This window comes from Edaphobacter sp. FHG110511_03, assembly GCF_059115365.1.
In genome coordinates this window covers 142686-169395 of the sequence record NZ_JBZYWL010000003.1, presented here as the reverse complement: position 1 = coordinate 169395, position 26710 = coordinate 142686, and the positions used below count along the sequence as shown (strand labels likewise).

At 53.5% G+C, this 26710-nt stretch carries 18 protein-coding genes and 1 pseudogene; 15 read left to right on the top strand and 4 right to left on the bottom strand.

The features are described from left to right. Nucleotides 1-32: 32 nt before the first annotated feature. A complete protein-coding gene (locus AC5S26_RS14105; RefSeq protein ID WP_494185548.1) occupies nucleotides 33-3368 on the bottom strand; it encodes a TonB-dependent receptor in 3336 nt (1111 codons plus the stop codon). A 319-nt stretch (nucleotides 3369-3687) separates the two neighbouring features. Here AC5S26_RS14105 and AC5S26_RS14100 point away from each other — a divergent pair, with 319 nt between their 5' ends. From AC5S26_RS14100 to AC5S26_RS14085, 4 genes are all read left to right on the top strand, one after another. Continuing rightward, on the top strand, nucleotides 3688-4455 hold the full coding sequence (locus tag AC5S26_RS14100; RefSeq protein ID WP_494185547.1) for a DeoR/GlpR family DNA-binding transcription regulator: 768 nt from the start codon (nucleotides 3688-3690) through the stop codon (nucleotides 4453-4455). Nucleotides 4456-4497: 42 nt separating this feature from the next. After that, nucleotides 4498-5934 (top strand): galactokinase, encoded by a 1437-nt coding sequence (locus tag AC5S26_RS14095; protein WP_494185546.1) that lies wholly within the window; start codon nucleotides 4498-4500, stop codon nucleotides 5932-5934. Beyond that, the gene (locus tag AC5S26_RS14090; protein WP_494185545.1) at nucleotides 5934-6896 is read left to right on the top strand and encodes a DMT family transporter; all 963 of its coding nucleotides are present in this window, start codon (nucleotides 5934-5936) and stop codon (nucleotides 6894-6896) included. Before AC5S26_RS14095 ends, AC5S26_RS14090 begins: the two co-directional genes overlap by 1 nt. Before the next feature lie 100 nt (nucleotides 6897-6996). Further along, the gene (locus tag AC5S26_RS14085; RefSeq protein WP_494185544.1) at nucleotides 6997-7434 is read left to right on the top strand and encodes a GNAT family N-acetyltransferase; all 438 of its coding nucleotides are present in this window, start codon (nucleotides 6997-6999) and stop codon (nucleotides 7432-7434) included. Nucleotides 7435-7484: 50 nt separating this feature from the next. On the opposite strand, the gene AC5S26_RS14080 is transcribed toward AC5S26_RS14085, so the two are convergent. Next, nucleotides 7485-8810: a hypothetical protein gene (locus tag AC5S26_RS14080; protein ID WP_494185543.1), complete on the bottom strand. Its 1326-nt coding sequence runs from the start codon at nucleotides 8808-8810 to the stop codon at nucleotides 7485-7487. A gap of 360 nt (nucleotides 8811-9170) precedes the next feature. On the opposite strand from AC5S26_RS14080, the gene AC5S26_RS14075 reads away from it, so the two are divergent. The 5 genes and pseudogenes from AC5S26_RS14075 (at nucleotide 9171) to AC5S26_RS14055 (ending at nucleotide 14926) form a co-directional block, all read left to right on the top strand. Beyond that, a complete protein-coding gene (locus tag AC5S26_RS14075) occupies nucleotides 9171-9950 on the top strand; it encodes a carboxypeptidase-like regulatory domain-containing protein (protein ID WP_494185542.1) in 780 nt (259 codons plus the stop codon). Next, nucleotides 9950-10648 carry an outer membrane beta-barrel protein gene (locus tag AC5S26_RS14070; protein ID WP_494185541.1) on the top strand — a complete coding sequence of 233 codons (699 nt, stop codon included), beginning with the start codon at nucleotides 9950-9952 and terminating at the stop codon, nucleotides 10646-10648. Before AC5S26_RS14075 ends, AC5S26_RS14070 begins: the two co-directional genes overlap by 1 nt. Next, a pseudogene (locus tag AC5S26_RS14065) lies at nucleotides 10645-12395 on the top strand (TonB-dependent receptor domain-containing protein). Before AC5S26_RS14070 ends, AC5S26_RS14065 begins: the two are co-directional and overlap by 4 nt. Before the next feature lie 93 nt (nucleotides 12396-12488). After that, entirely contained in the window at nucleotides 12489-13550 is a 1062-nt protein-coding gene (locus AC5S26_RS14060) for a PI-PLC domain-containing protein (protein WP_494185540.1), read from the top strand. Nucleotides 13551-13621: 71 nt separating this feature from the next. Then, nucleotides 13622-14926 carry a histidine-type phosphatase gene (locus AC5S26_RS14055; protein ID WP_494185539.1) on the top strand — a complete coding sequence of 435 codons (1305 nt, stop codon included), beginning with the start codon at nucleotides 13622-13624 and terminating at the stop codon, nucleotides 14924-14926. Nucleotides 14927-15170: 244 nt separating this feature from the next. Here AC5S26_RS14055 and AC5S26_RS14050 read toward each other — a convergent pair whose 3' ends face one another. Both AC5S26_RS14050 and AC5S26_RS14045 read right to left on the bottom strand, forming a co-directional pair. Continuing rightward, entirely contained in the window at nucleotides 15171-16172 is a 1002-nt protein-coding gene (locus AC5S26_RS14050; RefSeq protein ID WP_494185538.1) for a glycosyltransferase family 2 protein, read from the bottom strand. Between the two features lie 376 nt (nucleotides 16173-16548). Continuing rightward, complete coding sequence (locus AC5S26_RS14045) at nucleotides 16549-17310, bottom strand: TylF/MycF/NovP-related O-methyltransferase (RefSeq protein ID WP_494186116.1); 762 nt, start codon at nucleotides 17308-17310, stop codon at nucleotides 16549-16551. Nucleotides 17311-17895: 585 nt separating this feature from the next. On the opposite strand from AC5S26_RS14045, the gene AC5S26_RS14040 reads away from it, so the two are divergent. The 6 genes from AC5S26_RS14040 (at nucleotide 17896) to AC5S26_RS14015 (ending at nucleotide 26630) form a co-directional block, all read left to right on the top strand. After that, nucleotides 17896-19290 (top strand): DUF4910 domain-containing protein, encoded by a 1395-nt coding sequence (locus tag AC5S26_RS14040; RefSeq protein WP_494185537.1) that lies wholly within the window; start codon nucleotides 17896-17898, stop codon nucleotides 19288-19290. A 305-nt stretch (nucleotides 19291-19595) separates the two neighbouring features. Then, a complete protein-coding gene (locus AC5S26_RS14035; protein ID WP_494185536.1) occupies nucleotides 19596-21065 on the top strand; it encodes a lipopolysaccharide biosynthesis protein in 1470 nt (489 codons plus the stop codon). 179 nt (nucleotides 21066-21244) lie between these two features. Continuing rightward, on the top strand, nucleotides 21245-21967 hold the full coding sequence (locus AC5S26_RS14030) for an O-methyltransferase (RefSeq protein ID WP_494185535.1): 723 nt from the start codon (nucleotides 21245-21247) through the stop codon (nucleotides 21965-21967). Between the two features lie 628 nt (nucleotides 21968-22595). Further along, the gene (gene nusG, locus AC5S26_RS14025; protein ID WP_494185534.1) at nucleotides 22596-23171 is read left to right on the top strand and encodes a transcription termination/antitermination protein NusG; all 576 of its coding nucleotides are present in this window, start codon (nucleotides 22596-22598) and stop codon (nucleotides 23169-23171) included. A gap of 146 nt (nucleotides 23172-23317) precedes the next feature. Beyond that, nucleotides 23318-24382, top strand: coding sequence for a polysaccharide biosynthesis/export family protein (locus AC5S26_RS14020; RefSeq protein ID WP_494185533.1), 1065 nt, complete (start codon nucleotides 23318-23320; stop codon nucleotides 24380-24382). A 25-nt stretch (nucleotides 24383-24407) separates the two neighbouring features. Beyond that, on the top strand, nucleotides 24408-26630 hold the full coding sequence (locus tag AC5S26_RS14015) for a GumC family protein (protein WP_494185532.1): 2223 nt from the start codon (nucleotides 24408-24410) through the stop codon (nucleotides 26628-26630). Nucleotides 26631-26710 lie beyond the last annotated feature (80 nt).

Here is a 26710-nt window from a genome sequence, read left to right as displayed (position 1 = left end):
TTCTATCTAATGAATGTCTAAGGTGTTCCGGCTCAGAACCTGAGACGACCGACGAGAAGTAGTGAGCGCGGGTCCTGTGCGCCAGTAACTGTGCCAAATGCGGTGTTCGTTGCAGACAACGAGGTGTTGAGACCGGAGAATTGCGGATGGTTGAAGGCATTATGTGCGTCGACACGGAGGGTGAAGGCGGCATGCTCCCACAGGGGGATGTCCCGCATGAGGCTTATGTCCCATACATTCTGACCGGGCCCATAGAAGCTGGCACGCGGGCCGTTGCCCAAAGTGTCAGGAGGGGTGATCGAAAAGGCAGAGGTATTGAACCACTTTGCTACCGAGCGCGAACCGCGAGAAAGATTGGGATTACCTGTCTCGGTTACAAACTGTCCTCCTGAACCGATCTGGAGTTGGTCTGCCTGTGAGACGTTGTACGGCAATCCGACCTGGAACTGTGCCACAGTGCTGACCTTCCAGTGTCCGATGACCTGCGAGACGACGGGTGTGCTTTGGAGGAATCTGCCTCCCGAACCTATAGGGAAAGCGTAGACCGCGGAGAGGGAGAAGCGCTGGGGGATGCTCAGCTTTGCCGTTCCCCATTGCGCGTGCAGGTTGTAATAGTTCTGGAGCAGTGGAGTCAGGGTGCCCCCATCGACGTCGTCTTGCGTGTGCGCCAAGGTGTAGGCGGCGCGTACCGAGACCCCGTTACTCCATCGGTGACTCAGAGTTGCGAAGAGGGCCGCATAGGACTGAGCTCCTCCATTCGTGACGTTATAAACGGTGAGGAATTGAGGATAGGGGCGGAGACTCTGAGCAGTTTTGACATTGAAGCAGCAGTTAGGAGAAGGAGCGATCTGGTTGACCGGAAGCACGACAGGAAGATGCACTCCGTGGTCACCCATGTAGTCGACTTCAGCGATCCAGTTATGACCGAGATCCTGCTGTACTCCAATCTGCCACTCCTGGAGATACGGAAGGACTGCGGTCAGCTGGAGTTGGACAGGGCTGGAGGTAGGATTCGTCAGACTGGAGGGAATCAGAGGCTGACCATTTGGACCGACATTGGGCGAGTAATGAGGAACTCCCTGAGAGAGTTGATAAGCGGGGGTAAAGCTTCCCGTTGGAGTCTGAAACGTTGTCGATACGGTTGAGGTTGAGGTGTTGCTCAACGCATTGAAACCGATACTGGGCAGCTGGTAGATTCCATAGCCGCCTCGTACGACGGTATTGCGGAGAAGACGGTAGTTGAAGCCGACACGGGGAAGGACTCCGGTATAGGTATTCGGAATCAGTTGGTGGGGACCGTTGAACCCGGCAAACTCGATGCCTCCCTGCTTGCCAGTGGTGGCGTCGATGATGTTCGGGTTGAAGCTGTAGTAGTTGTTGTTCTTCTCCACGGCCGGGCCATCGAACTCGTAACGCAGACCGAGGTTGACGGTGAGCCGGGATGAAATTCTGTAGTCATCCTGCAGATAACCAGCGAAGTAGTTCAGGTTGTAATGGAAGACGGTGTTGGTTGTGCTGATGGTTGTGGTCGCAGGCAGGCCAAGGAGAAGATCGGCGAAGCCGTATCCACTCTGCCCAGGCACAGCTGTAAAGCCGCCTGTGAAGCTGTAGCTGCCGGAGAGAACTCCGGGCTTGTAAGAACTGTAGGCGTAGCGCATGAACTCGCCGCCAATTGAAAGCGTGTGACGTCCCATCTGCAGAACCATCGCATCGTTCAGGATGTAGTGACCATCTCTCGTTCTGGAGTAGCCGCCCGCACCAAAGCTGGCGTATTGATTAGTCTTGATAGTGGGGAACTGAGTCAGTGGCACACCTTGCAGTCCGATCGAGCCTGCGTCTGCGGGTAATGGCGAGGCGAAGTTGACCTCCGAGACATAACCGACGCGAGCTTCATTCGAGAAGCTGGGCGAGAAGATATGGCTCCACGAGATCTCGTAGTGATCGTCGGTCCAGCCGCCGTACGCAGAGGTGTTTGCGACGTTGGGAATGTTGATGGTGGGCTGATTTCGTGGGCCGTCACGCGAGAACTTTGCCCAGATGTGATCGTAATCGGAGGCGTTGTAATCGACCCGGTCGGCATTATAGAGGCAGCTGGTCGCCGAGATGGGATTGGAGCAGTAGTTGAATGGAGAGGTCGGAGTCGGGGTGCAGTTCGGTGCGGGGAAAAACGCTGCGATGTTCCGGCCGATGGGATCCATTCGCGATTGCGGAATGATATTGCCTTTAAACTGCGTCCGCGAAGTCACCTTACCGACAGTCGTTGTGGTCAAGGGGTCATAGATAGGTGCAGTCGGCATACCGACGGGAGATAGTCCGGAGAAGTCGCCGTTCAGCTCCGCCGCGGTGGGTACGGTTGTGGTGAACGGTGCGTTGGCGTGGCTAAGGGTGTACTCCCAATCGGTAAAGAAGTAGAGGCGATGCTTCCGTCCATCCAAAAGCTTCGGCAAGATTACGGGGCCGCCGATCGATCCACCGAAGTAGTGGAAGTAGGAAGGCTGAATGATCGTACCGGGCTTGGTGAAGTAACCGAGAGCACTGAGGCTCTGGGAGCTGTATGACTCGAAGACAGTTCCATGAAACTTTTCAGTACCGGATCTCGTGGTGGTCAGGATGGCACCCCCACCGCTCTGACCATACTGGGCAGAGAAAGGGGCGGTGAGGACCTGAAGTTCTTCGGTGGAATCGGGTGTGGGGATTAGGCCGTAGGTACCATCGATACCCATATTGCTGGGCAGACCGTCGATGATGATGGGATTGGTGCCGGCCCTGCCTCCGCCGAGGGAGAGATTATTGACGTTCGAGTAATCCTGGCTGGAACTGGCAGCTCCGGCGAAAGTCTTGGTGATAAGAAACTCGTTCGCACCTTTCGTCCCAGTGGATTCCGGAAGATCGATGAGCTCCTGAGTGCTGAGTTCGCCGCCTACCTGAGAATTGAAGGTGTTAAGAGAGCTTTCAGTGCCGGAGACGGTCATGATCTCCGAAGTCGCACCCAGCTTCAACGAACCATCGACGACGCGCTCCTGGTTGAGCACGATACTGAGCTCGTCCGTAACGTACTGAGCAAAGCCGTCTTTCTCAAAGCGGACGGTGTAGCCGCCTGGCTTAAGAAAGGAGATACGATACGCGCCAGCCTTGTTCGAGACAGTCTTATATTCGGTAGTTGTGCCGTTCTCATGCACCGTCACCGCGACGCCGGGAACGACCGCTCCAGTGGGATCTTTCACCACACCGCTGATTGAGCCATAAAAGGTCTGGCTTTCGAGATTGCCACTCAAACTGAAAAGCACGAGCAGGAAAGCGAAGCCGCCAAAGATCCGAAAAATTTCGCTGCCGCTACCATAGAACCGGCGGCCGATGCCGGTTCGCATACAGCTATCGCAACGGGAAACAAGGGAGAGGTAATTCATAAAAACTCCAGAAATTTGGCATTCAAAAGTGGAAGCTGGAAAACCGGAAGAGGAAACTTTGACTACATCGGAAGTACAAATCGAGCGATCATGTGCGAGTGATCAGAAAATAACAGGAAAATGTTAATAAATAACAAATTAAGCCAGCTAAGTGGTCGAAATTTACAAGTCCGGTTCATGCGCAATCTCTCGAAAATAAATTTTTCGAACGAAAATATGAGAATTTATTGCATAAAATCTAGATTTTGCGAAAATACAACTACACGAGAATGAAATTTCAATGAGCGAATTTACCGAGAGCTCCCGACTTAACTCCATCGTCGAGATGTTAAAAATAAACACCTCCGCTTCCATCGCGGAGATCGCGGAGGCATGTCACGTTTCGCAAATGACCATCCGGCGAGATCTGCAGAAGCTAACTGAAACCGGTCAGGTGATTCGTATTCCCGGCGGAGCGCGTATTGAGCACTGGCGCGGCGCAGAGCGAAGCTTCTTCGAGCGGCTGCAGAAGATGGGGCATGCCAAACGGAGCATAGGAGCCGCCGCATCCTCGCTGATCAAAGATGGGGAATCGGTTGTTCTGGACTCTGGAACCACCACACTTTATGTGGCAAGAGAGCTGCGAACCCGCAAAAATGTGGTCGTCTTTACCTTCTCCCTCGCAGTCCTTGAAGAGCTGACCTCGGCGGAACACATTCGTGTGGAGCTGACTGGCGGGGTTTACCGCTCCAGCAGCCATGATCTGATCGGCCACGCAGTTGCAAAGAGTCTGACCTCAATCTATGCCGACACTGTGATCTTCGGAGCCGCGGCCATCTCCTTGAGCCGCGGTGTCATGGTTCATGATCCAGATGCACAACATGAGTTATTGCGAGCCGGCAGGCGGAAGGTGCTAGTCGTCGACAGCAGTAAGATTGGAACCGAAGCGACCTATCAGCTCTGCGGAATAGAAGAATGTGACCTCATCCTGACAGACAAAGGGGTTTCGGATGACAATCTGGCACGCCTGCGCCGCGTGACGGAGGTTCAGATCGCCGATCTGGAGTGAATATTAACGCCTTTTGTACAGCGTTTCGATAGCCTGAATGAGATGCCGTCTCCTGCTCAGGCACTATCGAACATTCGCTCTTTCGAGGATCAGATCGCAACCTCCGTTGAGGACGATCTGTTTTCTGCGGAGAGGCCCATCTATATATCCCGGGCTCCTGGTCGATTGGACGTGATGGGTGGCAATGTCGACTACACTGGCGGCACTGTACTGCAGGGACTTTTACGCGAGGCCGCATGGGTTGCGGCACAGGCGCGATCCGACGAAGTTATTCGTATCGTAAACCCAGGCGCCGAGCAGTTCGGATGGAACACCAGATTCGAAGCGCGCATGAGCGATCTATGCGATGTAGACAGTGTGCGAGCGCTATGCAAATCGCATCCCAGCTCGCTCTGGGTCTGCTACATTCTGGGTGCGCTCTACTTCCTGAAGAACCTTCGAGGATTCGGGGAAACGGGCGGAGTCGACTTGTTTCTCGCCTCAGACCTGCCTCCAAATAAAGGAGTCAGCTCCTCGGCAGCATTGGAAGTTGCTGCCTTGAAAGCTGTTTCGGCCTCCTGGAGAGTCGCCCTCAATGGCACAACTCTGGCCACCGCCGGACAATGGGTAGAGAACGTCGTTGTAGGCGCTGCCTGCGGAATCATGGATCAGGCGGCGATCGTTCTAGGCAAGAAAGGTCATCTTCTTCCCGTGCTCTGCCAGCCCTGCCAGCCCTGCCCTCTAGTGACGCTGCCTGCCGGAATCCATTTTATGGGAATCGACTCGATGGTCCCCCGCTCGACGACCAGCACCGTATACGAGACGGCCAGAGCCGCTGCATTCATTGGATACAAGCTGATCTGCCAGCATGAAGGAATCGAAATCACTCTAGAGCAAGGCGCCGAGATACCGCGATGGACAGAGGAGCGGTGGCATGGTCATCTCTCTAATCTCGCGCCATCGGAGTTTCGTGCAAGGTACGAGCGACTGTTGCCCGAATCGATCAAGGGAAGCGAGTTTCTTGGCTATGGCGGAGAACACGTCGACCCCTTCACAAAGGTCGATCCCGAGACACAATACCCTGTCCGCGCTGCCGTGCGATACGCTACCGAGGAGAATCTTCGCGTACAGATGGTACGTACACTTCTCGAGTCCATGGTACGGAGCGGATCGGAGAGCGCCTTACGGTTGATCGGTGAACTATTCTGTCAGTCTCATTTGGCTTACAGTGAGTGCGGCTTGGGAAGCGAGGCATGTGACGATCTGGTCGAACATGCCGTGAAATCCGGCCTTGCTGGAGCAAAGATGACCGGTGGTGGGGGTGGCGGCGTCGTTGCCATCCTTTGCCGCTCGGGCGATGAGCAGACCGTACACGCTATCGCTGAAGCATACGGCAAAGAGCGCGGAGATGTGCCCCACATCTTCCAAGGCAGCTCTGACGGAGTTGATATCTTCGGCGTTCAAGTTTTACGGCCCGATCTTCTCCGGAGAAGACGGTAGTGTTTTCAGCGCGGAATGTTCGCGTCACCTTCGCCCTCCTGCTTCTGATCGCCGCCAACCTGTTTTGGGCAGGCCAAGGAGTCGCGATCAAAATTCTTGCTGTAAACGACAGCCCGCTAGCGATTGCCCTGCTTCCGCTCTACTCCATTACCATCGTGGGCTTGGGACTTCTCATCCTGCGCCCCGGTGTCGTGCAAAAGTTCAGAGCTGCATGGAGATTCCATCGCGAATTCTTCCTCGCTGGTATATGCGGTCAACTGATGGCTCAGGTAGGTATGACAGTCGGGGTAAGCTGGTCCACGGCCTCCAATGGAGCGATCCTCAGCCTGCTCATCCCAATCTTCGGCGCCTTGATTGCCGCGTGGCTGCTGCGCGAGCGCTTGTCGTCACTTCGTGTCAGCTCCCTCTCGTTGGGGCTGGCGGGAGTTTTCATCCTCTCCCCGCTGCATAACATGTCCATCACTAGAAACGGTCGCCATGAACTTCTAGGTGACTTGCTAATCACTGCCGGATGCATTGGCTCAGCCTTCTACAACGTCTACTCCAAGCGCCTGTTGAACTACTTCTCTGGCATCGAGACGCTATTCTTCAGTTATCTACCGGCGACCGTCTTCAGCCTACCCGTACTCTTTCTAGTGGAACCACATTGCCTTGACAAACTGGAGCATCTCACCCTCACGCAGTGGGGGGCGTTTGGATATCTTGCAGTGTTCTTCTACGGGCTTGCAATGGTGTTCTTCCTAAAAGCGCTCGAGGCTGTCGACGTTATTACCGCCTCAGCGTCACTCTATTTCATACCAATCGCCGGTGTGGCGCTGGCCTTCTGCATCCTGAAGGAACGTCTGGCACCCCGCACAATTGCTGGTTCAGCAATTGTGCTATTCGCCACCGGCATACTGTTCTTCTTCGATACCTCCAACCAACCCGAAATTCTTCGAGCTGAGGATTTTGTTAATAATTAACAAAGCTGTTTACTGACCCACATATCCATTTTTTATTCCAGATTACGGCTAAAAAGACGCGACACCTATCATCAAGCGATCTTGATCATGAACGTGTATAGTGCCTGATGTGAATTATTTTCTTCGAGAACAGGACGGCTTTTTAATTACGACAAACCCACAATTCCTGGACTGCGAGGCAGTATTTGGGTTCCTTGCGCAGACAAGTTGGTGGAGTGACCTTACTCCAGAGTCCTTGGATCGTGCGCTGCGCAACTCTCTTTGCTTTTCTCTGTTGGAAGAGAATCAACAGATCGGTATAGCAAGAGTTATTACGGACTACGTCACCTATGCATACTTATGTGACGTTTACATTGTAGCCTTGCGAAGGAGACAGGGGTTGGGATCGTGGCTGGTTCGCTCAGTCCTTGAACATCCTGACGTCAAGTCTCTTAAGCGAGTCGCCCTACTTACGCATGATGCCCAGCCATTCTATCTCGGACTTGACTTTCAATTTGCCACATATCCAAATAACTACATGGAACACCTGACAAAGTAGTCATAGTTTTTCAAGCCCAGCGAAATTCCATTCAAGATGAGTTGTCATCGTTAATCGAAAAATCTAGTTGCGACGATTCGGGTTCCCGTGGGGTGCGAATTTGCGTCCAGGCTGTTGACCTCGATCAGGAGCTCGAAGCTGCCCACGGGCGCATGTCGTTGATTGGAGTTCTGGACAATTTTCTGCATCTCGTCACCGCTGAAGAGTATGTCCGCTGCGGCCTGCGTTCCGGTTGCATCCAGTCCCTGAAGCAACAAGACATGGCCGCTCTTACTAAGATTGTGGACGAAGGCCACGACTGCATAGGTGCGGTGTGAGACGGCCGTTGTCGTGGATTCATAGACGCCCGCTTCTCCTGGGCTGGGATGTTGATTCACGATCCAGAATCGATTGTCTTGCGGGCGATTCACGAAGCGGAAGTTAAGCTTGTCGGCGAAGAGTTCCGTCCAGGGATTGCTGTAGTTCGATCCCAGAAGGATTGCGTTTCCATCGCGTAAGTTGTCGAGCCGCATATTTTTGGCTGCGCGAACGATGAAGCGTTCTCTCACTACCTCTGGCAGTTGTTGAAGGTTCAACAACACGCTGAGGTTCAACATACTCGTGTACGTCTCGTCTTTGAGATAGGACATCGCCAGATGGCTATCCGTGTTTTCTCCGGAAAACCAGCGCACGTATTCAGTCAATGGAAAAGTGCGGCGGTTTGCCTGTTGGAGGACAACCAATCCGATATCGCCCGGCACAACGAAGGTATCCCGGTCAGGGGAGAAAACCTGAGTCCAGAGTTGATGCGAGCTACTTTGGCGGATTGGTGTTCCTTCTCTTGCGGGGGAAGTCGTATGAGCAGCCAGTCGCCACAGCCCGACGGAGTAGCCCACTAACAACAAGACGACCACGATCAAGATAAGCCAGATAGGCTTTCCTGGTTTCACCGGCGAATGGAGTTGGACAAGCTCCGCCTGCTGCGGGGAGGCCGCTGTTTGCTCCACCTCAGGCAAGCGAGATTGGACTCTATGGAATACGGGGACATACGTGCCCTTCGGCAACTCGACGCGGATCGGATCGTTTTGGCCTTCCTGCTCGTAGTAGTCCCGCAAACGACTACGTAGGTGCCGAGCATAGGTGCGAACAATGTTGTCTTGTCGTGGATCAAAGGTATCGTCCCGCTGGAAGACGGTCATGCCGATCTCATACTCAGAGATACGAACCATTCCCTCGTCAAGTGCGCATTGGGAAACATAAAGAAGAAATGAAGAAAGCAGAGGTGCTTTGAGGAAGTGCTTGCTTGCAACGATGTTCCGCACTGCAGCATGTTCGTCGCTGACCCCAATCGAGGCGACGGAGGGAATATCAGGGGTGGCGGTGGAAGGAGCTGCCATCGGTAATTGCGGTATACGCTTCTTCCACTCAATCCTACGGTTCACTTATCAACGACAGATTAAGGATTCATTTCGCTGTAACAGTCACATCCGGATCCACCTGTTTGGCACTTACACATGCCGATTACCCAGCGCAGAGACTGGCCTTCGAAATTGCTGTCACGCAATTTTGATATTGCAATCCAGCTCCTAGAAACGCGCCCTCCACAGCGAGAATTCCTCAGTGTAGACCGGTGTATACACACCCGTTCACTAGAAATGCCCTATAGCCATCGGATACGTTCCAATCATTTGGCAGAACAGCCAATCGAGTAACACAGTAGTGTCTTTAACCCCTATTCATCAAGGCTAGCCATCCTAATGACTGCTCCCAATCTTCGCCTACTCTCTCTTGCGTCGAGTTTCCTTCTGCTCCCTTCCGCGCTCCTTGCACAAGCTGGAGTAGCTTCCCTAACAGGTCAGGTTACCGATTCGTCCGGGGCCATCATGGTGGGAGCCCAGATCACTGAGACCAATATCGCTACGCAGACGGCTCGCTCCACCGTGACCGATAAATCGGGTAACTTCATCTTCGTCGGCCTTCCCGTCGGTCGTTATCGAGTTGCAGTTGTACAAAGTGGTTTCCAAACCCAGGAAGCTACCGTGATGCTGGACCCTTCCGAAAGAGGCCGTCAGGACTTCCATATGGCGGTGTCGAGTATGACCACGCAGGTCGAGGTTTCGGAAAGCGGACCTGAACTGGCGACGGACGACGCGTCGATTGGTACGGTGATCGACAACGAGACCATCGTCGGCACCCCCTTGTATCAACGCAATTGGGACGACCTGATCCGCCTGGTCCCAGGTGTCCAGATGCAGCGCTTCACCCAGCAGAGTGGAAGCAGCGTTTCAGGCAGCACCGGTTTGTTTGTGATTCACGGAGTGGGCAACGAGCAGAACGACTACATTCTCGATGGAGTCGACAACAATACTTTTTCAGAAATCTACAGGAGCTTTCGGCCTCGGCGTCGCGACCGTCCGTCGACGTTATTAGCGAGTTCAAGCTCATTAGCAGCCCGTACACCGCGATCTACGGCCGAAGCCCCGGTGCCCAGGTCGACGTCACAACCAAGGGCGGGACGAATGACTTCCATGGACTAGTGTTCGAGTACCTTCGCAATCGCGTGTTCGACTCGAACGACTACTTTACTCATGGAGCTGGATTACCCAAGCCCAAGGAGATCCAGAACCAGTTTGGCGGAAATTTTGGCGGCCCAATTTTGCATAAGCGCCTCTTCGGGTTCTTTGACTACGAAGGCACCCGCATTCGCCAAGGCGTGACCCGTATCTCCACAGTGCCCCTTCCTAACGAGCGCATAGGCGACTACAGCCCCGCGACTGCTGCGGCGGTGGGAGTCATGTATCCGACGCTTCGCAATCCAGCTACGGGCCAGCCGTTTGTCAACAACGTGGTTCCTCAGTCCATGTGGGATCCGTTCGGATCGAAGATCCTCAATGCGTTCCCACTGCCGAACCTGCCCGGTGACTTCAACAACTACGCTCGTACCGGGTCGGTGGTAGACGATACCGACAGCTATGACGGTCGAGTTGACTGGGCGGCCAGCGACAAAGACTCCGTTTTCGCTCGTTATACAACATCTAACCGGACACGAGACGTTCCCGGAAACTTTGGCGGCATCGCTGATGGAAGCAGTACCTCGTCCTGGGGAAACTCCACCCTCAAGTCCTGGGCAGCCGCTCTTGGCTGGACACACATATTCGGTCCTACTCTCACGAATGACTTCCGTTTCGGCTTCGTCCGTAACTTCTCGTATGACCAGCAACAGCCCTCGGTATGAATGCTCCCTCTGACTACATCCCGGGAGTGCCTTTCAGCGCGGCGACAGCAGGTGGAATTGGCATCACGCAATATGTGAATCACACCATCATCGGATCGCCCGTCTATCTGCCCAAGCAACAAGTGCCACAGCAATTCCAATACACCGATACTCTGTCCTGGACCAAAGGTCAGCACTTCCTGCGGTTTGGAGCGGATGTTCGCGCTCCCATGCGCAATCTTTACGAAGACCAGGACTACATGAACGGCGGTCTCGGCTTTGCTGGGATCTATTCCGGAGACTCCTATATCGACGGGCTTCTAGGGTATGTCTATCAGGGTGGGCTCTCTAATGTTTTCTTTGTAGATCAGCGCATATGGATGGCGTCTGCGTTCGCTCAGGACGACTGGAAGATCACAAGGAAACTCACCTTGAATTTAGGACTGCGATATGATTTCGCGACCCCGCCCTATTCGGCGAAGAACCAGCTGGCAAACTTCAATCCAGCCGGCTCTGGTTCGCTTGTGACGGCGTCGGGAGGGTCCCTCTTCAATCGAAGCCTCGTTCAGGTGGACAAGACGGATTTTGCTCCTCGTATTGGCGTAGCTTACTCGCTGAACGACAAGACCGTTATCCGGGGCGGCTACGGCATTTACTATCTTCTGTTCAAGCGTGCCGGCAGCGAGGACCAGCTGGCACTGAATCCTCCAGGCCTTCTCGAGGTGACGGTCAATCCAAAGGGGAACCAGCCTGCCTTCCTGCTGAAGAACGGATTCGCACCGAATACGCTTGACCCTGCCAGCGTCAACTTGTCGAGCCTCCATATCCATGCCATGGAGACCGCCTCGCCCACACCCAAAACGCAAGAATGGAGCGTGGGCTTCCAGCGTGAACTTCCGGCGCGTCTGGTTCTCACCATGGACTATGTTGGTACCAAGTCTTCCAATCTCGACGTCATCCACGACCTGAATCAATACCTTCCAGGTACCCAGACTTTCCCCTATCCAAACTTTGGCTATCTCGAGTACTCCCAAGCAGTCGGAACGGGGAACTACAGTGGTCTCGAAGCGTCGGTGCAGCGTCGATTCAACAAAGGACTCTCCTTGGAGGCCGCATATACCTGGTCCAAGAACACAGGAACGACGTACTATCAGACCTTTGGACATGCCTTGAGCGGGTCAGATGTCCCTCAACATCTAGTAGTGTCCTATCTATATGAACTGCCTTTCGGGCGCAACAAGGAATTCTTGAATACCGGGGTAGGCTCTGCTCTGCTTGGGGGTGGCGCACCTCGGGCGTCTACACGCATTCGTCCGGAACTCCATTCACGGTTACGTCGGCCGGAAACTTTAGCAGTCTCATCGATATCAACGGAAACGCAACCTCGCTGCCCAACATGACCGGCACCCTCAAGATCATTGGCAATGTAAATTGCTGGTTTTATACCACACGGAACAAGACCTGCACCGCACTCGCACCCAATGCTACTGACGCCTATGCACTCCCTACGAAGGAAAACCCCTATGGAAACGGGAGTGTCAACAACCTGCGCGGACCGCACACGAACGTGTTCGACTTTGCTCTGATGCGCGATTTCAATGTGATGGAGAGGACTAAGCTCCAGTTCCGATGGGAGGTCTTCAACCTGACGAACAGCGTACTCTTTGCTCAGCCCGACTCCGGTTTAAGCGATAGCGGTGTCGGCACGATTACATCGCTTGCGGGTGACCCGCGCATCATGCAATTCGCACTTCGTTTGTCGTTCTAAGATCGAAGCTGGAGCCGCGGACCCTTGGGGACCGCGGCACGTTGGTTGGTTCGATACCATACGTGCAGTCGCAAGAGAAAAGGAAATCCAGGCATGCGCTATAAGGCTATCTCGCTATTCGCCCTCATGGTTGTTTCGTTGTCTTCCGTGTCAGCTCGTGCTCAGGGGGCGGATCTCGACTTTCTCAACCATAATCAGCCACTGCTCGATGCCCATAATTGTTATCCCTACGAGGGGCATTGGAGCGACCGTATTCAGCGTGCCCTCAACTCGGGATATCCAGTCTCGATCGAGCAGGACCTTGCCTGGTATGTCGATCCGGCGACCGGAAAGGGTCGTGTTGTCGTCTCGCACACACCGCACACCACGGGAACGGAACCGACGCTGGAAGACTACTTCTTCAAGCAGGTACGGCCCGTTGTAGAGAAGGCAATCGCTGAAAACAAAAAGGATCAATGGCCACTGATTCTCCTGCACTTCGATTTCAAGGACAATCAGGAACCACTGCTGCGGGCGGTCTGGCAGGTTCTCGGGGAGCACCAAGAGTGGCTTTCAACTGCGGTAAAGACGGATGATCCGAGCAAGCTTTCGCCGATCGAGCGCAAACCGATCCTTGTGGTGACAGAAGAGTCCGACGAGCAACAGAAGGTCTTCTATGACAGCCTGCCGGTTGGTGGGCGGTTGCGTCTCTTTGGCTCCGCTCACACGCATCCGACACCCAAAGGCATGCCCAAGAATGAGCTGATGCACTGGGCCGTTAACGTCACACCGGAAGAGCTGCTGAGCGAGCGGCCCACGAACTATCGTCGCTGGTGGAACAGCTCCTGGTACACGGTAGAAGAGGGTGGAGAGCCTAAGGCCGGGGAATGGACTGCGGGTGACAACCAGCGCCTAAAAGCCTTGGTAGATCATGCTCACAAGATGGGGTTTTGGGTGCGCTTCTATGCGCTCGACGGATTCGCTCCCTCTGAGGATCAGGGATGGGGCCAGGGTTACAACTTTGGCTCCCGAGAAGCAGTTATTCCGCGTTGGAAGGCTGCCATCGCTGCTGGCGTGAACTTCATCGCCACAAACCAGTACGAAGGACTCGCCACCTACCTAAAGCAGGATGCGAAAGAGCTTCGTCCAGCAACCGCTCTTGCATCGGGCAAATAGCTACTCCACCTTCGATCAGAGCGCAGGCGTCGAGCCCTCGCCAGGCATTGCAACCCTTCAGAGGAGCATGAATGTTCTTTAGAATGCGCAGCGGAACCATCCGCAGGGGTTTGCTGCTTATAGCGCTTGGGGGGCCGGCAGCGCTTCTTGGCCAGTCAACGACTTCGGACCAGAGCGATCTTCGCGCAGTCATCGTGCTGATGAGGCATGGGGTGCGCACACCTATTGAAAGTGAGACTCGCTCCGGAGCCTATAACGCACAACCTTGGCCCGCCTGGCCAACTGAACCTGGGGTCCTCACGCCGCATGGCGGTCAGGCTCTACGCTTGATAGCCAACTTCTATCGGTCGCGCTATCCGAAGTTGCTGCAGGAAAACTCGTGCGAGCATCCGGGTATTTATATCGAAGCGAATACAACGTCACGCACGATCGCCTCTACTAATGCACTTCTGCCTGGGCTTGCGCCTGAATGCAAGATCCAAGTTCATGTCACCGAAGGTCATCTGAATCCTCTATTCTCACCGTCTCAGAGCGGTGCCGTTGATCACCAGCGCTCAGCGGATGCCACATTAGGCAGGATGGCGAATCGACCAGACTGGTTCACCGCCGCGTTCGCCCGTCCTCTGGGCGAGATGCACGAGATTCTTACAGCCTGCACAGGTAAAGACTGCAAAGCGTCCGTGCCGGACTTCCGCAGCGTCAAGGTAAAGAATGGTCCCGCTGCTCCCCGGGATCTACGGGAAGAAAACCCGGTCACACTTGGAGCGGACTTCGCTGAGAACTTCCTGCTTCAATACACCGAAGGGATGCCGATGTCGCAGGTCGGTTGGGGAAGAGTGTCACGAGCGAAGCTCAACGATCTGATGCAGATGAACACGCAGTACCACGATTTCATGCTGCGTACTCCATACGGTGCGCAGGTCGCAGCGTCAGACCTGGCCATACACCTAAAGGACACCGTCCTCGCTGCCGCTTCCGGACAGCCTACAAAGTACCAGCTTGGGTCGCCAGACGACCATTTCATCCTCCTTGATGGACATGACGCTAACCTCACTTGGCTTGGCGGCCTGCTTCGTCTTGACTGGGTGCTGCCTGACCAGACCTTGAATGCCACGCCGCCAGGGAGTGCTCTAGTCTTCGAGGTTCACGGCAACCAGGAGACAGGCGCTGCAACGGTACGAGTTCTCTTTATTAGCCAGACATTGGACCAGATACGCGAACTGCGTCCGCTAACGGGCACCGAGCAGCCCTCCATTGCGCCTGTCTTTGTTCCGGGATGCAGCGGACCGGGCCCAGCTTATGCCTGCCCGGTGCAGGACTTCGCCGACTATGTCGACTCGATGATTGACGCTCGTTTCGTCAGCACGCCCAAATGAAAACGTTCCCGTCGGGTCACGCATAGTTCTAGCAACCTGTTTTCCCTGCTGCCGCAGATTTCTCTTGCCGATCCAGTCGACTGGGTTAATCCCTACATCGGGACGGACCAACAGCCCATCCACATTGTGGGGCTTCTTTATTTGGTCGACACAGGAGGGCTCAGCTGACGGTTCTTTGTGACGTTCGTTGCAACACATTTTTCTACGGCACGCTGATTCTCAAGTTTTTTGTTGAGTTTTGCTGTTAGCTCGCGTCCGACCTCGTCTTCGTCGCTCCGCTCTGCGTTTCCAGTCGCCGCGCCGCACGCCGGTTCTGGTAGTTGAAGAGAATCTGGTCAGCCGCAATAAGCAGGTCCTTCGCCATACGACGGAAATGTTTTTTCACCCATGGCAGAAGGAGCAAATAGGCACGCACCTTTTGCCAAGGAGAAAGCGTGGACCTTTTCACGGAGGCTGCGTATTCGTAAAACTGACGAAATTCCGGGAAATTCACTTCGTGAGTCTTCGCCGGGTCCCACCACTCTGGACAAGGGAGAGTGCCGTGCCGTCGTATCAAGCGGAAACCTTGTGATTTGAGGCGGGCAGGAGCTGTCTGCGACGACTGGTTCTCATGACGGGTGTAGCTGAAGAGGAATTTGTCCGATTCCCAAAACCGACCGATGAGCCCAACCTGAGCCAACAAGATGCCGTCAGAGTTCACATGGCTGCCTAGCGGCGGGCACTGACGCAGCGCATCCAGACGAAAGACACCGAAGATTGGAAAGCACATATGATCGTTCAACAGAAGATCACGCCAGCGGACCAAAGGATCAGGTGAGTCAAGCCGCAGCGGCAAGTTGTAATACTCCACAAGGTCGCCAGCAGGTGAGATTATCTTCGTGCGCGAGTGTGCCAGAACCAGGCCCGGATCGGCCTCGAGCGCCCCGATACATTCCTCCAGAAAGGTCGGCTCGATCAAATCGTCATGTGCTGCGCTCTTATAGTATTTTCCGTTTGCCAGCGAATAGACCCTGCGGAAGTTCCAGCCGGCACCCATGTTCTCTGCATTTCGGAAATAACGGATGCATGGATCCCGAGCAGCGTAGTCCCGACAGATTTCCTCTGTGCGATCGGTTGAAAAATTATCAGAGAGGACCAGCTCAAAGTCTTTGAAGGTCTGGCCTAAGATGGAATCCAGCGCTTTGGCGAGAAAGCGATCGGCGTTATAAACGGGCATACCAACGGTCAACATAGGACATGAAGGCATAGAAACCGCTCCTGTGCGCAGATTTAGAAGGTCAACACACTAGTCTCCCTAGACTAGTAGCTAAGTTATACATTGAAGCCTCACTCGTTACTTCGATGGAAATTCCCTTCAGGAGCAGTTATTTAGTGTTGGCAGACGCAAATATACGTGCCCCCTCCGAAGACTCATGAAACAGGGTCTGATCGTTCAAAGTGAGATTTAACAGATGTCCAAGTATTGAAGAGGCACAGGTAAGGTGAAAGGTGGCCATCGAATGGTGGCTTCTCCAAATCAAATCCTTACGGCGCGTCCAATTTATTGATTTATTTATTGACTTCCATCTGCGATCACGCGCTCGGGCAATAAACCAAGCCTGAGTTAATGAGATTTTTTTATTTCACAGAAAAAGAGATACAAGCATCAGAGGCAAAACGGCATAAGAAATATTAGGATCATAGGCAAAACGGCGAAGCGGCCCCAGGGTGATGCCGGCTGATTCGATAAATGCCACCGTCTCTCCGGGAAAATGCGCAGAATTCAACTCGTCGAAGGCAACCACCCCGCCTCGTACCACCCTGGGTAAGAAATGTTGAAGAGCTGTCTTCGTTGGCTCGTATAGGTCAAAATCCAGGTAAAGAAGGCTGATCAAAAGATGAGGATTCAACTCCAGATATTGGGGTATGGTGTGGCAGCTATCACCCTGAACAAGGTTGACCTTCGGGATGTGGCCGAGCGGGCGATTTCTATCGTGGATCGAAGCGAGGTGGTTCAATTCTTCAACTATCTTTGTCGAGGTGTCGAACGCTCCTTCGTGAAGGTGCTCCGAAGTTCCTGAGGAGGTATCCTTTTCGTGGATCGTTGGAAATCCAGCAAAGGTGTCGAAGCCAATCACACGTCTGGTGTGATTGTAAGGCTCAAGGATTGAAGAACATTGCGCCCACGTCATCAAGCCACCGCCTGCGAAGACTCCACACTCGACAACGCTTCCGTGTACTCCCAGGTTCAGTTTAAAAATCTCGTAACGCACGAGAAAACGTGCCAAGTCCTGCCTGCGAACATGCCGAGGAAAGGTCTCGAGGCGCTGAGCAAGCGGTAGACTTGAGTTCTCGAATGCTTGACAAAGAGCATTGACGATGTCCTCTTCAGCCGACGAATGCATATCCGCATGATGCCCGAGTTGATTTAGAGAAAGGCTGCTGCTAGCGGTCTCGTTGTTCATGAGGCCTCCGACTGTTTTTGGGTTGCCCAGAAGTTTCTTTTGGTTGCCAAGAAGGCGGCGCTTTGCCCTGAAATCGCAATCGCGAGCTTATCCGCACGTGACCCAACTGAAAGTGTCAACCGAGAACGTTTGCCCGAGTAGACATCTACGCCTTCGCTGGTACTGCAACACGAAAGAACTACCAGCGCGTTACGTTTATCGGGCCTTGCGCTCCGTTCCGATGGTGAGCTATTGTTTTGAACTTAAGACGACGATTCATCTTTGGGTCCATCCTCAAAAATGAGGTTGTTGCAAAAATATATCCCCAAAAGATTGATTTTGGGTAGATACTTTCGGGAAGCGTGCTGCGTTGGATCGCTTCATTCGTTACCCCTCCTGCCCCGGGCTCAGGTGCTTCGCAGTCGAAAATAAACATCATTAGTTGACGTCTAACGTCACTGCCAGTTCCGGTAAGACCCTAGCGAATCGCACCATGGGCCAACCATACATCAGCGTTGGAACTATCTTTTTTTTGGGAGCGAGAGCATGAATGATTTCCGAGCGCCTGCGTTTGATCTTCTACCTACTAGCGTGACGTTGCCGAAAGAAGGTCTGGAAACTGAATCGATCGAACTTACCGAACTTCAACAACTTTGTGAACTTTCAAACGTTGGCCAAGAAATTTTCGACCTGATCGTTGATCTGTACCCCATATGTCGGAGCATCACTGGTGATGGAGTTCGCCAGACGCTCTCGGTGATGACACAATTCATACCGTTGCAGCAGTATGAAGTTCCCAGCGGAACTCCCGCGCTCGACTGGACGGTTCCCAAAGAATGGAACATCCGCGACGCCTATGTGGCAAACGCGCGCGGAGAACGAGTGATCGACTTTCAACGGAACTGCCTGCATGTCGTAGGATACAGTACGCCGGTGAGCGGGAGATTCCATCTAAATGAGCTGAAGAAACACCTGTTCACCATACCTGAGCACCCTGACTGGATTCCATTCCGTTACTCCTACTACGACAGAAATTGGGGATTCTGCTTGGCCCATAGGGACCTCGAGAAGCTGGAGGACGGCGAGTACGAGGTACTCATCGACTCTTCGCTGGAAGATGGTCTTCTTACTTATGGTGAATACTATCTGCCCGGGTCTAGCACCGATGAGCTTCTAATTTCCACTCACATCGATCACCCGGCGATGTGCAATGACAATCTCTCCGGCGTAGCTGTGGCGACATTTCTTGCTCAATACCTATCTCGCGTCGAAAATCGACGTCTCTCGTATCGGTTTATTTTCATCCCAACAACAATTGGATCGATCACCTGGCTCAGCCGCAATGAAGAAACTCTTGACCAGATTAAATATGGCTTCACCTTGACCTGCATCGGAGATGATGGAGGGTTTACCTGGAAGGAAACGCGCCGCGGGGGCACTGAAATTGACCGGGCGGTCAAGTGTGCGTTGCGTGAAAGCAAAGAAGAACATAAGCTTTGGGGCTTTGATCCCTTCGGCTACGACGAGCGACAGTTCTGCTCACCTGGGTTCAATTTACCTGTCGGTTGCCTCTTCCGAACCTATTCCCATCATTACCCGCAAAACCATACCTCAGCCGACGATCTGACACTTATGTCGCCAGAAAGACTCGCGGGTAGCCTAGCTCTCACAGCAAGGATCGTCACAATTCTTGAGGGAAATGCAACGTACCTCAACACGAGCCCGAAGGGTGAACCACAATTGGGCAAACGTGGTATCTACCGCAAAATGGGCGGACCAAGTATCGAACAGAACTTGATCCACCTATTATGGGTCTTAAACTACTCCGATGGCGAACACTCACTACTCGACATCGCAGAAATGTCGCAGTTCGCATTTTCCGATCTGCGAAAGGCAGCTAACATTCTCCTGGAACAGGGCTTACTTGTTACTTGTCCGTAGCTCCTGACCAGGAATAATTGGCGCAGATTTTGCGGGCAGGAAGAGCAACTTTGTGCTTAAAGATATGTCAAAATGCATACTCTTCTGTTGACATGGTGCGCCCACTTTGGAATACTCCGACGTAATTGAGTGGGCGGAGCTACGCGCAAAGCCCCCTTCCTTTCTGCCTGCCACCCCGGGTTCCAAAATATTGTGAAGCGCGTCTTCCTGGGTAACCACACTCGTGCAACCTGCACCTTATAAACCACGATGACTCTGCTTCGACCGCCAGAGCAGTGATCGTTCTGCATCCTTCCGAGGGACACATGTCGCTGCATTTGTCTCACGCGCTTTCATCGACAAAGCGCACCGCTAATCGGGTCATTGGATTGATGAATCCGCGGGCGCTACGATCCCTATTCAAAGCACACCACAACCCGGGCCGCGAACGCTATCGGAGAGCCAGTATCACAGCGTCGGCATCGCTGATTCAGAAAACGCTGACGATCGCTATCAGCTTCATATCCGTGCCGCTTACCGTACATTACCTTGGCGCAGAACGGTACGGCGTCTGGCTCACGATCAGCAGTCTTTTGATCTGGTTATCGATGACTGACTTCGGGCTTGCTGGGAACGCACTGGTCAATGTGCTCTCCGAAGCCCATGGAAAAGAAGACAGACGGGCAGCCCAGGAATATACCTCTTCAGCCGTTTGGGCACTGATCGCTATCGCAGTTTTATTGGCCGTCATAACGCTTGCAAGCTTTCCTTTCATCCCGTGGAGCTCGGTATTCAAGGTCACGACCATACCACCACATGAGCTGGCTTTGGCCTGCGCCCTCACGCTTGCGTTCTTTATTATCAGCGTGCCGCTTAGCGTCCAGTACTCGATTTACAGCGCGTATCAGGATGGGTTCCTGTCGAATGTCTGGGGCATCGCGATCAATGTAGCTTCGCTTGTGGCTTTGGTTATCGTCAGCCGCTTCCATGGCAGTTTGCCAGAGCTGGTATTGGCTCTCTCGGGTACAAGAACGATTCTTGCACTGATTAATGTTTATTACCTATTCTTCAGGCGTTATCGCTGGCTGCGTCCTTCGCCCATCGCAGTACGCTGGCATTGCATACTCCGACTTTTCAGAGTGGGGTCCAAGTATTTAGTGCTCCAACTGGGCGCGCTTGGCATTTACCAGAGCCAGCCAATGATCATCACGCAGATCCTGGGACCGACCCAAGTCATGATCTTTGTCGTGGCGCAGAAGATCATCACCCTACCGGTGGATATGATCTACCTGGTTACCGCGCCCTTGATTCCAGCATTTGGTGAAGCAAAAGCACGTAATGACTGGAGGTGGATCCGAGGAGCCTATCGCAACGCAACGCTGGCTTCCGTGGCAACCGGAGTACCGGTCATGTTGGCGATCGCGTTGATGGCGAAGCCGTTGATTCGCGTTTGGGCGGGTTCAGCGGCCGTACCGGATACATCGCTCATCCTCTGGTTAAGTCTGTACAACCTGTGCTGCATTGTGCTGATGGCAGGGGGACAATTGCTGACCGGATTGGAGAGATTGAACGGACCAACACTTTCCATTACTCTTTGCGCTATTGGCACCATCGGATTTGGTATCCTCTTCGGCCACTGGATTGGCCTGAGCGGCGTCGCTGCCGCGATGGGGATCAGCAAGCTCCTCTTCTTCTTTCCTATCCAGCAGTGGGCGGTGCGGCGCATCTTTGCCGCAGGTAAGAGCCGCACCCTCGAGACTACGATCAATGAAGTCGCGTCAAGCCCTTCGATATGATCGCTATTCCCTATCAAAGTTCCATCGGGTATCAGACTTGGGGAGGAGACCGCGTCCTCAGTTGATGCAAGAGAGTCGCTAAGGCCCTGAACTTTACCGCACAACAGTTAAATTCTTTTTAGGATCCTACCCACATGTATCCGAATCATTTGATCCAGGACATTTTCGAAAGAAGCCAGGTGGCGGACGAGAAAGGGAATACTCACGCACTGAGGGATGGGATCGACCCGGAGGAAGGGGCTCTTCTCTTTTCTCTTATTTCCCAGCACAAATTTACGCGAACGCTCGAGGTTGGTTGTGCGTTCGGAATTTCCTCTCTTTATATCTGTGAAGCCTTGTCCCAGCAGGGTTCTGGCCATCACACCATCCTTGACCCGGGCCAGTATGGTGAGTTTCATGGAATCGGCATTGCGAATCTGAAAAGAGCGGGCTTTGATTTTTTTGAGTTGGTCGAGAAGCCGTCAGAGATAGCTCTTCCGGCTCTTCTGGCGGAGGGAAGAACGTTTCAGTTTGCACTGATCGACGGTTGGCATACCTTCGATCACACGCTCGTCGATCTTTTCTATATCGACCGGTTGCTGGAGGAAGGCGGAATCGTGGTTATCGACGACCTCCATCTGCATGGCGTGCGAAGGGCCGTTCGGTACATACTCAACTATCCCAACTATAAAATTGTAGGAAGCACGACAGACTTCGACCGCTACCAGAAGGCTTCGCTAAGACGGCTTGTTGACGGTTGTATGCAGGGGCTAGGAGCAGTCATACCCAGGCGTTATCTTGACCAGATGTTTGCGAGCACCCGATTGAATCCCGATGCCTCGCTGGGCATCAAGGGGTCGATGATTGCGCTGCAAAAGACAGGACCGGACCCGAGGGGATGGAATTGGTACAAAGAGTTTTGAGAGGGTGTCTTTCTACTGATAGGGACCCCAGCGTTTGACCCTCCCGTTTCCCTGTGTGTCTCGGAATGAATCGTCACTTTTGCGTCCCCACGCATGTACACCTGCTAAGACAGCGTCCAGCACATCGCCAATCTCTCAAATCAGTTACCGACCGGGTTTACGTGGCCGAAGGCTCGCCCTTACCTTGATACGCCAGCGGATTAGAATTTCATTCATGGTTGTGGAAAGAGGCTCACAACGACATGACGCTGTATTTCTGCTCGAAGATTTGCCCCGGTCGGCAGAAACACGGACATTCCGCGTGCCTATTTTTTCTACGCACTTGGGAGCCACGTTGTCCGTAACATATAGTTTTTACTTGCGTTACTGACATACGAAATGCGCTGAGTATCCAATAGCTCCAGGCAGGAAATACGGTGCGACATCCAATGTCGCAGTTTGACGTACGACTTTTGTGGTATCGCAAATGTCGTTCATGCTAATATCGGGACTCCAACTCCCCAAGGGCCCGCTAAGTACATTAAATGATTCTGTACTCGGTTCTGTAACCGAGAGTGCTACTGCTTTGGCTTGATAACAACAAGCCTACAGAAGAAGCACTCACCTCGAGAACGTAGCGGAGGAGTCTATGCACTCGACTTCCGAATCCCGAGATTGGTATGCATTCCGCGTTCGACCTCGTCATGAAAAGCTCGTTTCTATGTCGCTACGCGGAAAAGGATATGAGGAGTTCCTTCCTCTTACTAAATCAAAACGTAAATGGGCGGATCGATCTCCAATCATCGAAATGCCATTATTTCCGGGCTACATCTTTTGCGACACTGAGCGCACTGAGATTGGCAAAATCCGCTGTACCCGCGGGATCCTTGATGTTATTCGTGCCGGATCTATGCCGCTGCCAGCTGATCGTGCGGAAATCGAAGGCCTACGCAAAGCAACGAAGGCGGAACTCGAGCTTGAGAGTTTGCCTTATATCGATCCGTCTACAGCTGGGCGTTTACGAATTATTTCCGGGCCGCTCAACGGACTGGATGGAATGCTGGTGCAAGTGCGCGGCAAAGAACGACTGATCCTTTCCGTCGATTTGCTCTGCAGGTCAGTATTGGTGGAAGTGCCACTTTCCTCTGTTGCTTGTGTAAGCTACGTACTCTCCGATCTTCCCACTCCACCTTTTGAGAAGCTCTCGGGAGTTACCGCAACATAATCGGGCAAGCGCATCGCGATTGAAATGGAAGAAAAGGTAAGGAGAAACTAAAGTTCGAAGCGAACTACTGGACGACCTGCAATCAGTTACTCATACGTGTTCCACACTGTTCCGCAAATGGAGTCAGGCAATGAGGAGGCATTAGCATGTCACAACTTCACGTCAGTGCTCCTCAATCGATCATTCTTCTACTACTAACTCCTATGCTTTTTACTAGAGCACTTGCACAGACGACAGCGACAACGGGAGATCCGTCGATGACAGCTCTCCAGTCGCAGACCACGGGTGACAAACTCGCGGCGGCAGAAATCGATAACCTGCCAGCGGATAAAAGTGCGTATGTTCTTGGCACAGGTGACCAGTTGTCGGTACGCGTATTCGGAGCGGATGACATTCCCGATCGCCCTATCGAGGTTGGCTCCGATGGAATGATTAAATTACCAATGGTCGGTAGGGTTCAAGCTTCACGTGTTTCCGTGCGGGACCTCGAAGCCGACCTGACGGCTCGATATCGAACCTATTTCAAAGATCCACAGATTTCCGTAACCGTGACGGACTATCGAAGCCAAGCAATTACTGTCGTTGGCGCGGTCAACGCGCCTGGTGTCATTCAGTTACGCGGGCCGACGCGATTAATGCGCGTAATCTCTCAGTCGGGCGGGCTGAAACCCGAAGCTGGAGACAAGATACTGATCACGCGCCGGCTCCCCTCCAACGACGTTGCTCCGGCTCCTCCTTCTCCAGGTTTAGCCGAACCGAACTCTTCTTTCTACCTGAAAGAGATCAATCTTCTAACGATCATCGATGGAACGGACCCCTCTGCCAACCTGATCGTCGAGGCGGGAGATCTAATTTCGGTGCCTAGAGCAAAGATGGTCTATGTGATTGGAGACGTGGGAAGGCCCGGAGGGTATGTTCTTGACGGACATAGAAGCAGGCTCACTGTGCTTCAGGCTGTCGCTCTCGCAGGCGGAGTCAATAAGTCTGCCGCGTACGGTGGTACCAGAATCCTACGACCCACAACCGAAACCGGCTCGCCTCGCACCGAGACCCAGATCGACCTGAAGAAGATTCTGGCCAGCAAATCTCCTGACATTCCCCTTCATGCCGATGACATCTTGTATGTACCTAACAGCCTTACTAAGGCTGTGACCCTTCGTACGATAGAAACGGCTGTGAGCGTGGGGACGGGTCTTTTGATCTGGAAATAATCCACCGTTGCTCGGAGTTTCAGTTATGCGCACACCGGATGGAAAGCTAAGAGTCATCTCTCCCGCAGAAACAGCCGAGCCCAGGCTGCCGTCCGGTGGTGCCTTGGACACTCTTCACACTTCGACCGTCTATGGCACGCCTGAAGAGCAGATTAACTACTTCCTTCTCCTGCGCAGGCATCGTCACGCAGTCATGATGATCTTCGGACTTTGTGCACTTGCTGGCGTGCTCTACGCCTTCCTCGCTCCCAAGTCCTACAAAGCCCAAGCGGTGCTCGAAGTCACGGGTATCAATCAGGATTTCATGAACACTCGGGATGCGGATCCATACGGAAATGGGGTAACACCAGACAGCTATCTTGAAACCCAGATCATGCTCTTGAAGAATGAGGCTGTCGTAGATCGTGTGGTGAAAGGGATGGTGCCCAAGGTACCTTCCTCATTAGCCTCCGATGATGCGGGCCGAGAAGGATTGATCCGCAATGTGATGTCAAACGCGAAGGCTAAGGAAGAAGGGATGTCGAATCTGATCAGGATCAGTCTAATCGGACCCGATCCACACCTCGTGGCAGATACAGCCAACGAATGGGCCAATCAATATATTCAGCAGGGACAGAATGCCCGGTTGACGGCGGCGTCGGAAACAGGCACTTTCCTGAAGCAGCAGCTGGAAGATGCGAAGCACAAGCTGCAGGAGGCAGGAAATGCGCTGCAAGAGTATGCACGAGCCAGCGGGATCGTCCTGACGAGCGGAACTCAGGAGCCAGTGGCTGCAGAACATTTGCGCGAGATTCAGCAGGGTCTTGCCCAAGCAGAGGTCGACCGCGCAAATCGGCAGTCGGCTGTGGAAATGGCTCAGAACGCCGCCGCTGATACGTTGCCCCAAGTTGTGGATGATCCGACAATACGCGAGGATGGCTCCAAGCTGACTGAACTACGCAGGCAACTGGCCGATCTAAGCACGACGCTTACCCCTTCAAATTACAAGGTGCAGAAGGTTGAAGCGCAGATAAAGGACATCGAAGCAGAGATGCTGCGGCGACGGTCCATCATCGTGCACCGGCTCTCTGTGGAGGATGGCACAGCGGCACGGCGGCAGCAACTACTCAAGCAACAATATGATCGGCAACTCGCAGTCGCGGCCGACCAAGGGAGCAAACAGGTCCGCTTCGATATGCTCAAGCATGAAGTGGACGTGAACGAGCAGGTCTATCAGTCGATGCTGCAGAAGGCAAAGGAGGCTGGAGTCATTGCGGCACTGCGAGCAGCGAATGCCCGTGTGGTCAGTCCTGCAAAGGCTTCCCTGATTCCTACTTCGCCCAAACTCTCTATTTGCATAACTCTGGCCACACTGCTCGGTGTTGTCCTGTCGTTGCTCTATATCCTCATCGCCGAACGCAAGAACAATAGCGTGCGCAATCCAGGTGAGAGTGAACAATATGTCGATCGCCCAGAGCTGGCAGTAATTCCACGATCCCGCCTCCTCAACAAGAGCTCTAAAGCTCTTGCCCGCGGGGTGCTCAAGGTTGGTGTTGGCTCCAAAGAAGTGCATCCTATGCTCGAGCATTGGAGAAAAGCGGACAAAACCTTCTTGACAGAGACCTATCGCTCGGCGGGGATATCAATCTTGTTCAGCAGGCATGGTCCCGTCATTCCCAGGGTTCTGTTGGTAACGAGTCCTCACCCGCGATGCGGGAAGACGATCACTATTGCGAACCTCGCGATAAGCCTAGCCGAAAGCGGCCAACGCGTACTTCTTATCGACGGTGATCTGCGGCGGCCAGCTCTCCCGCTACTATTCGGAGTGCAAAATATCGAAGGCCTGGCAAATGCGCTCAATGAAGCCGAGTGCGCGGATCTCGACAGCTTAATACAAACCACCGCTTTCCCCGGCGTCTCCATTCTTACAAGTGGCAACGCTAAAGAAAACGTAACCAGGCTGTTACACTCCAGCCGCCTTGCTTCAGTCCTTCATACGGCGCGCAGCGGATTCGACTTTGTTCTCATAGACGCTCCACCCCTACTTGGACTAGCGGATGCGCGGATCCTCGGCAAGTTTGCAGATGGCGTGATCTTTATCTGCCGTGCAGGCCACACCAGTGGCGACGATCTGACAGAAGCGCGCAGACTTCTGGCTGAAGACGGCACTTATATCATCGGTACCATTTTGAATGACTATGACTCCCAGCGCGAAGGGTCATCTCATTACAACAGTTATTTGAGCTATGTTGGTAAGACCTCGGCCTAACACCTTCCCTGTTTTATCGGCCGCAGCCAGTGAGTGAGCCGCAGCGGCATCATCGTTATCGTTTGACTCGCTCTATGGAG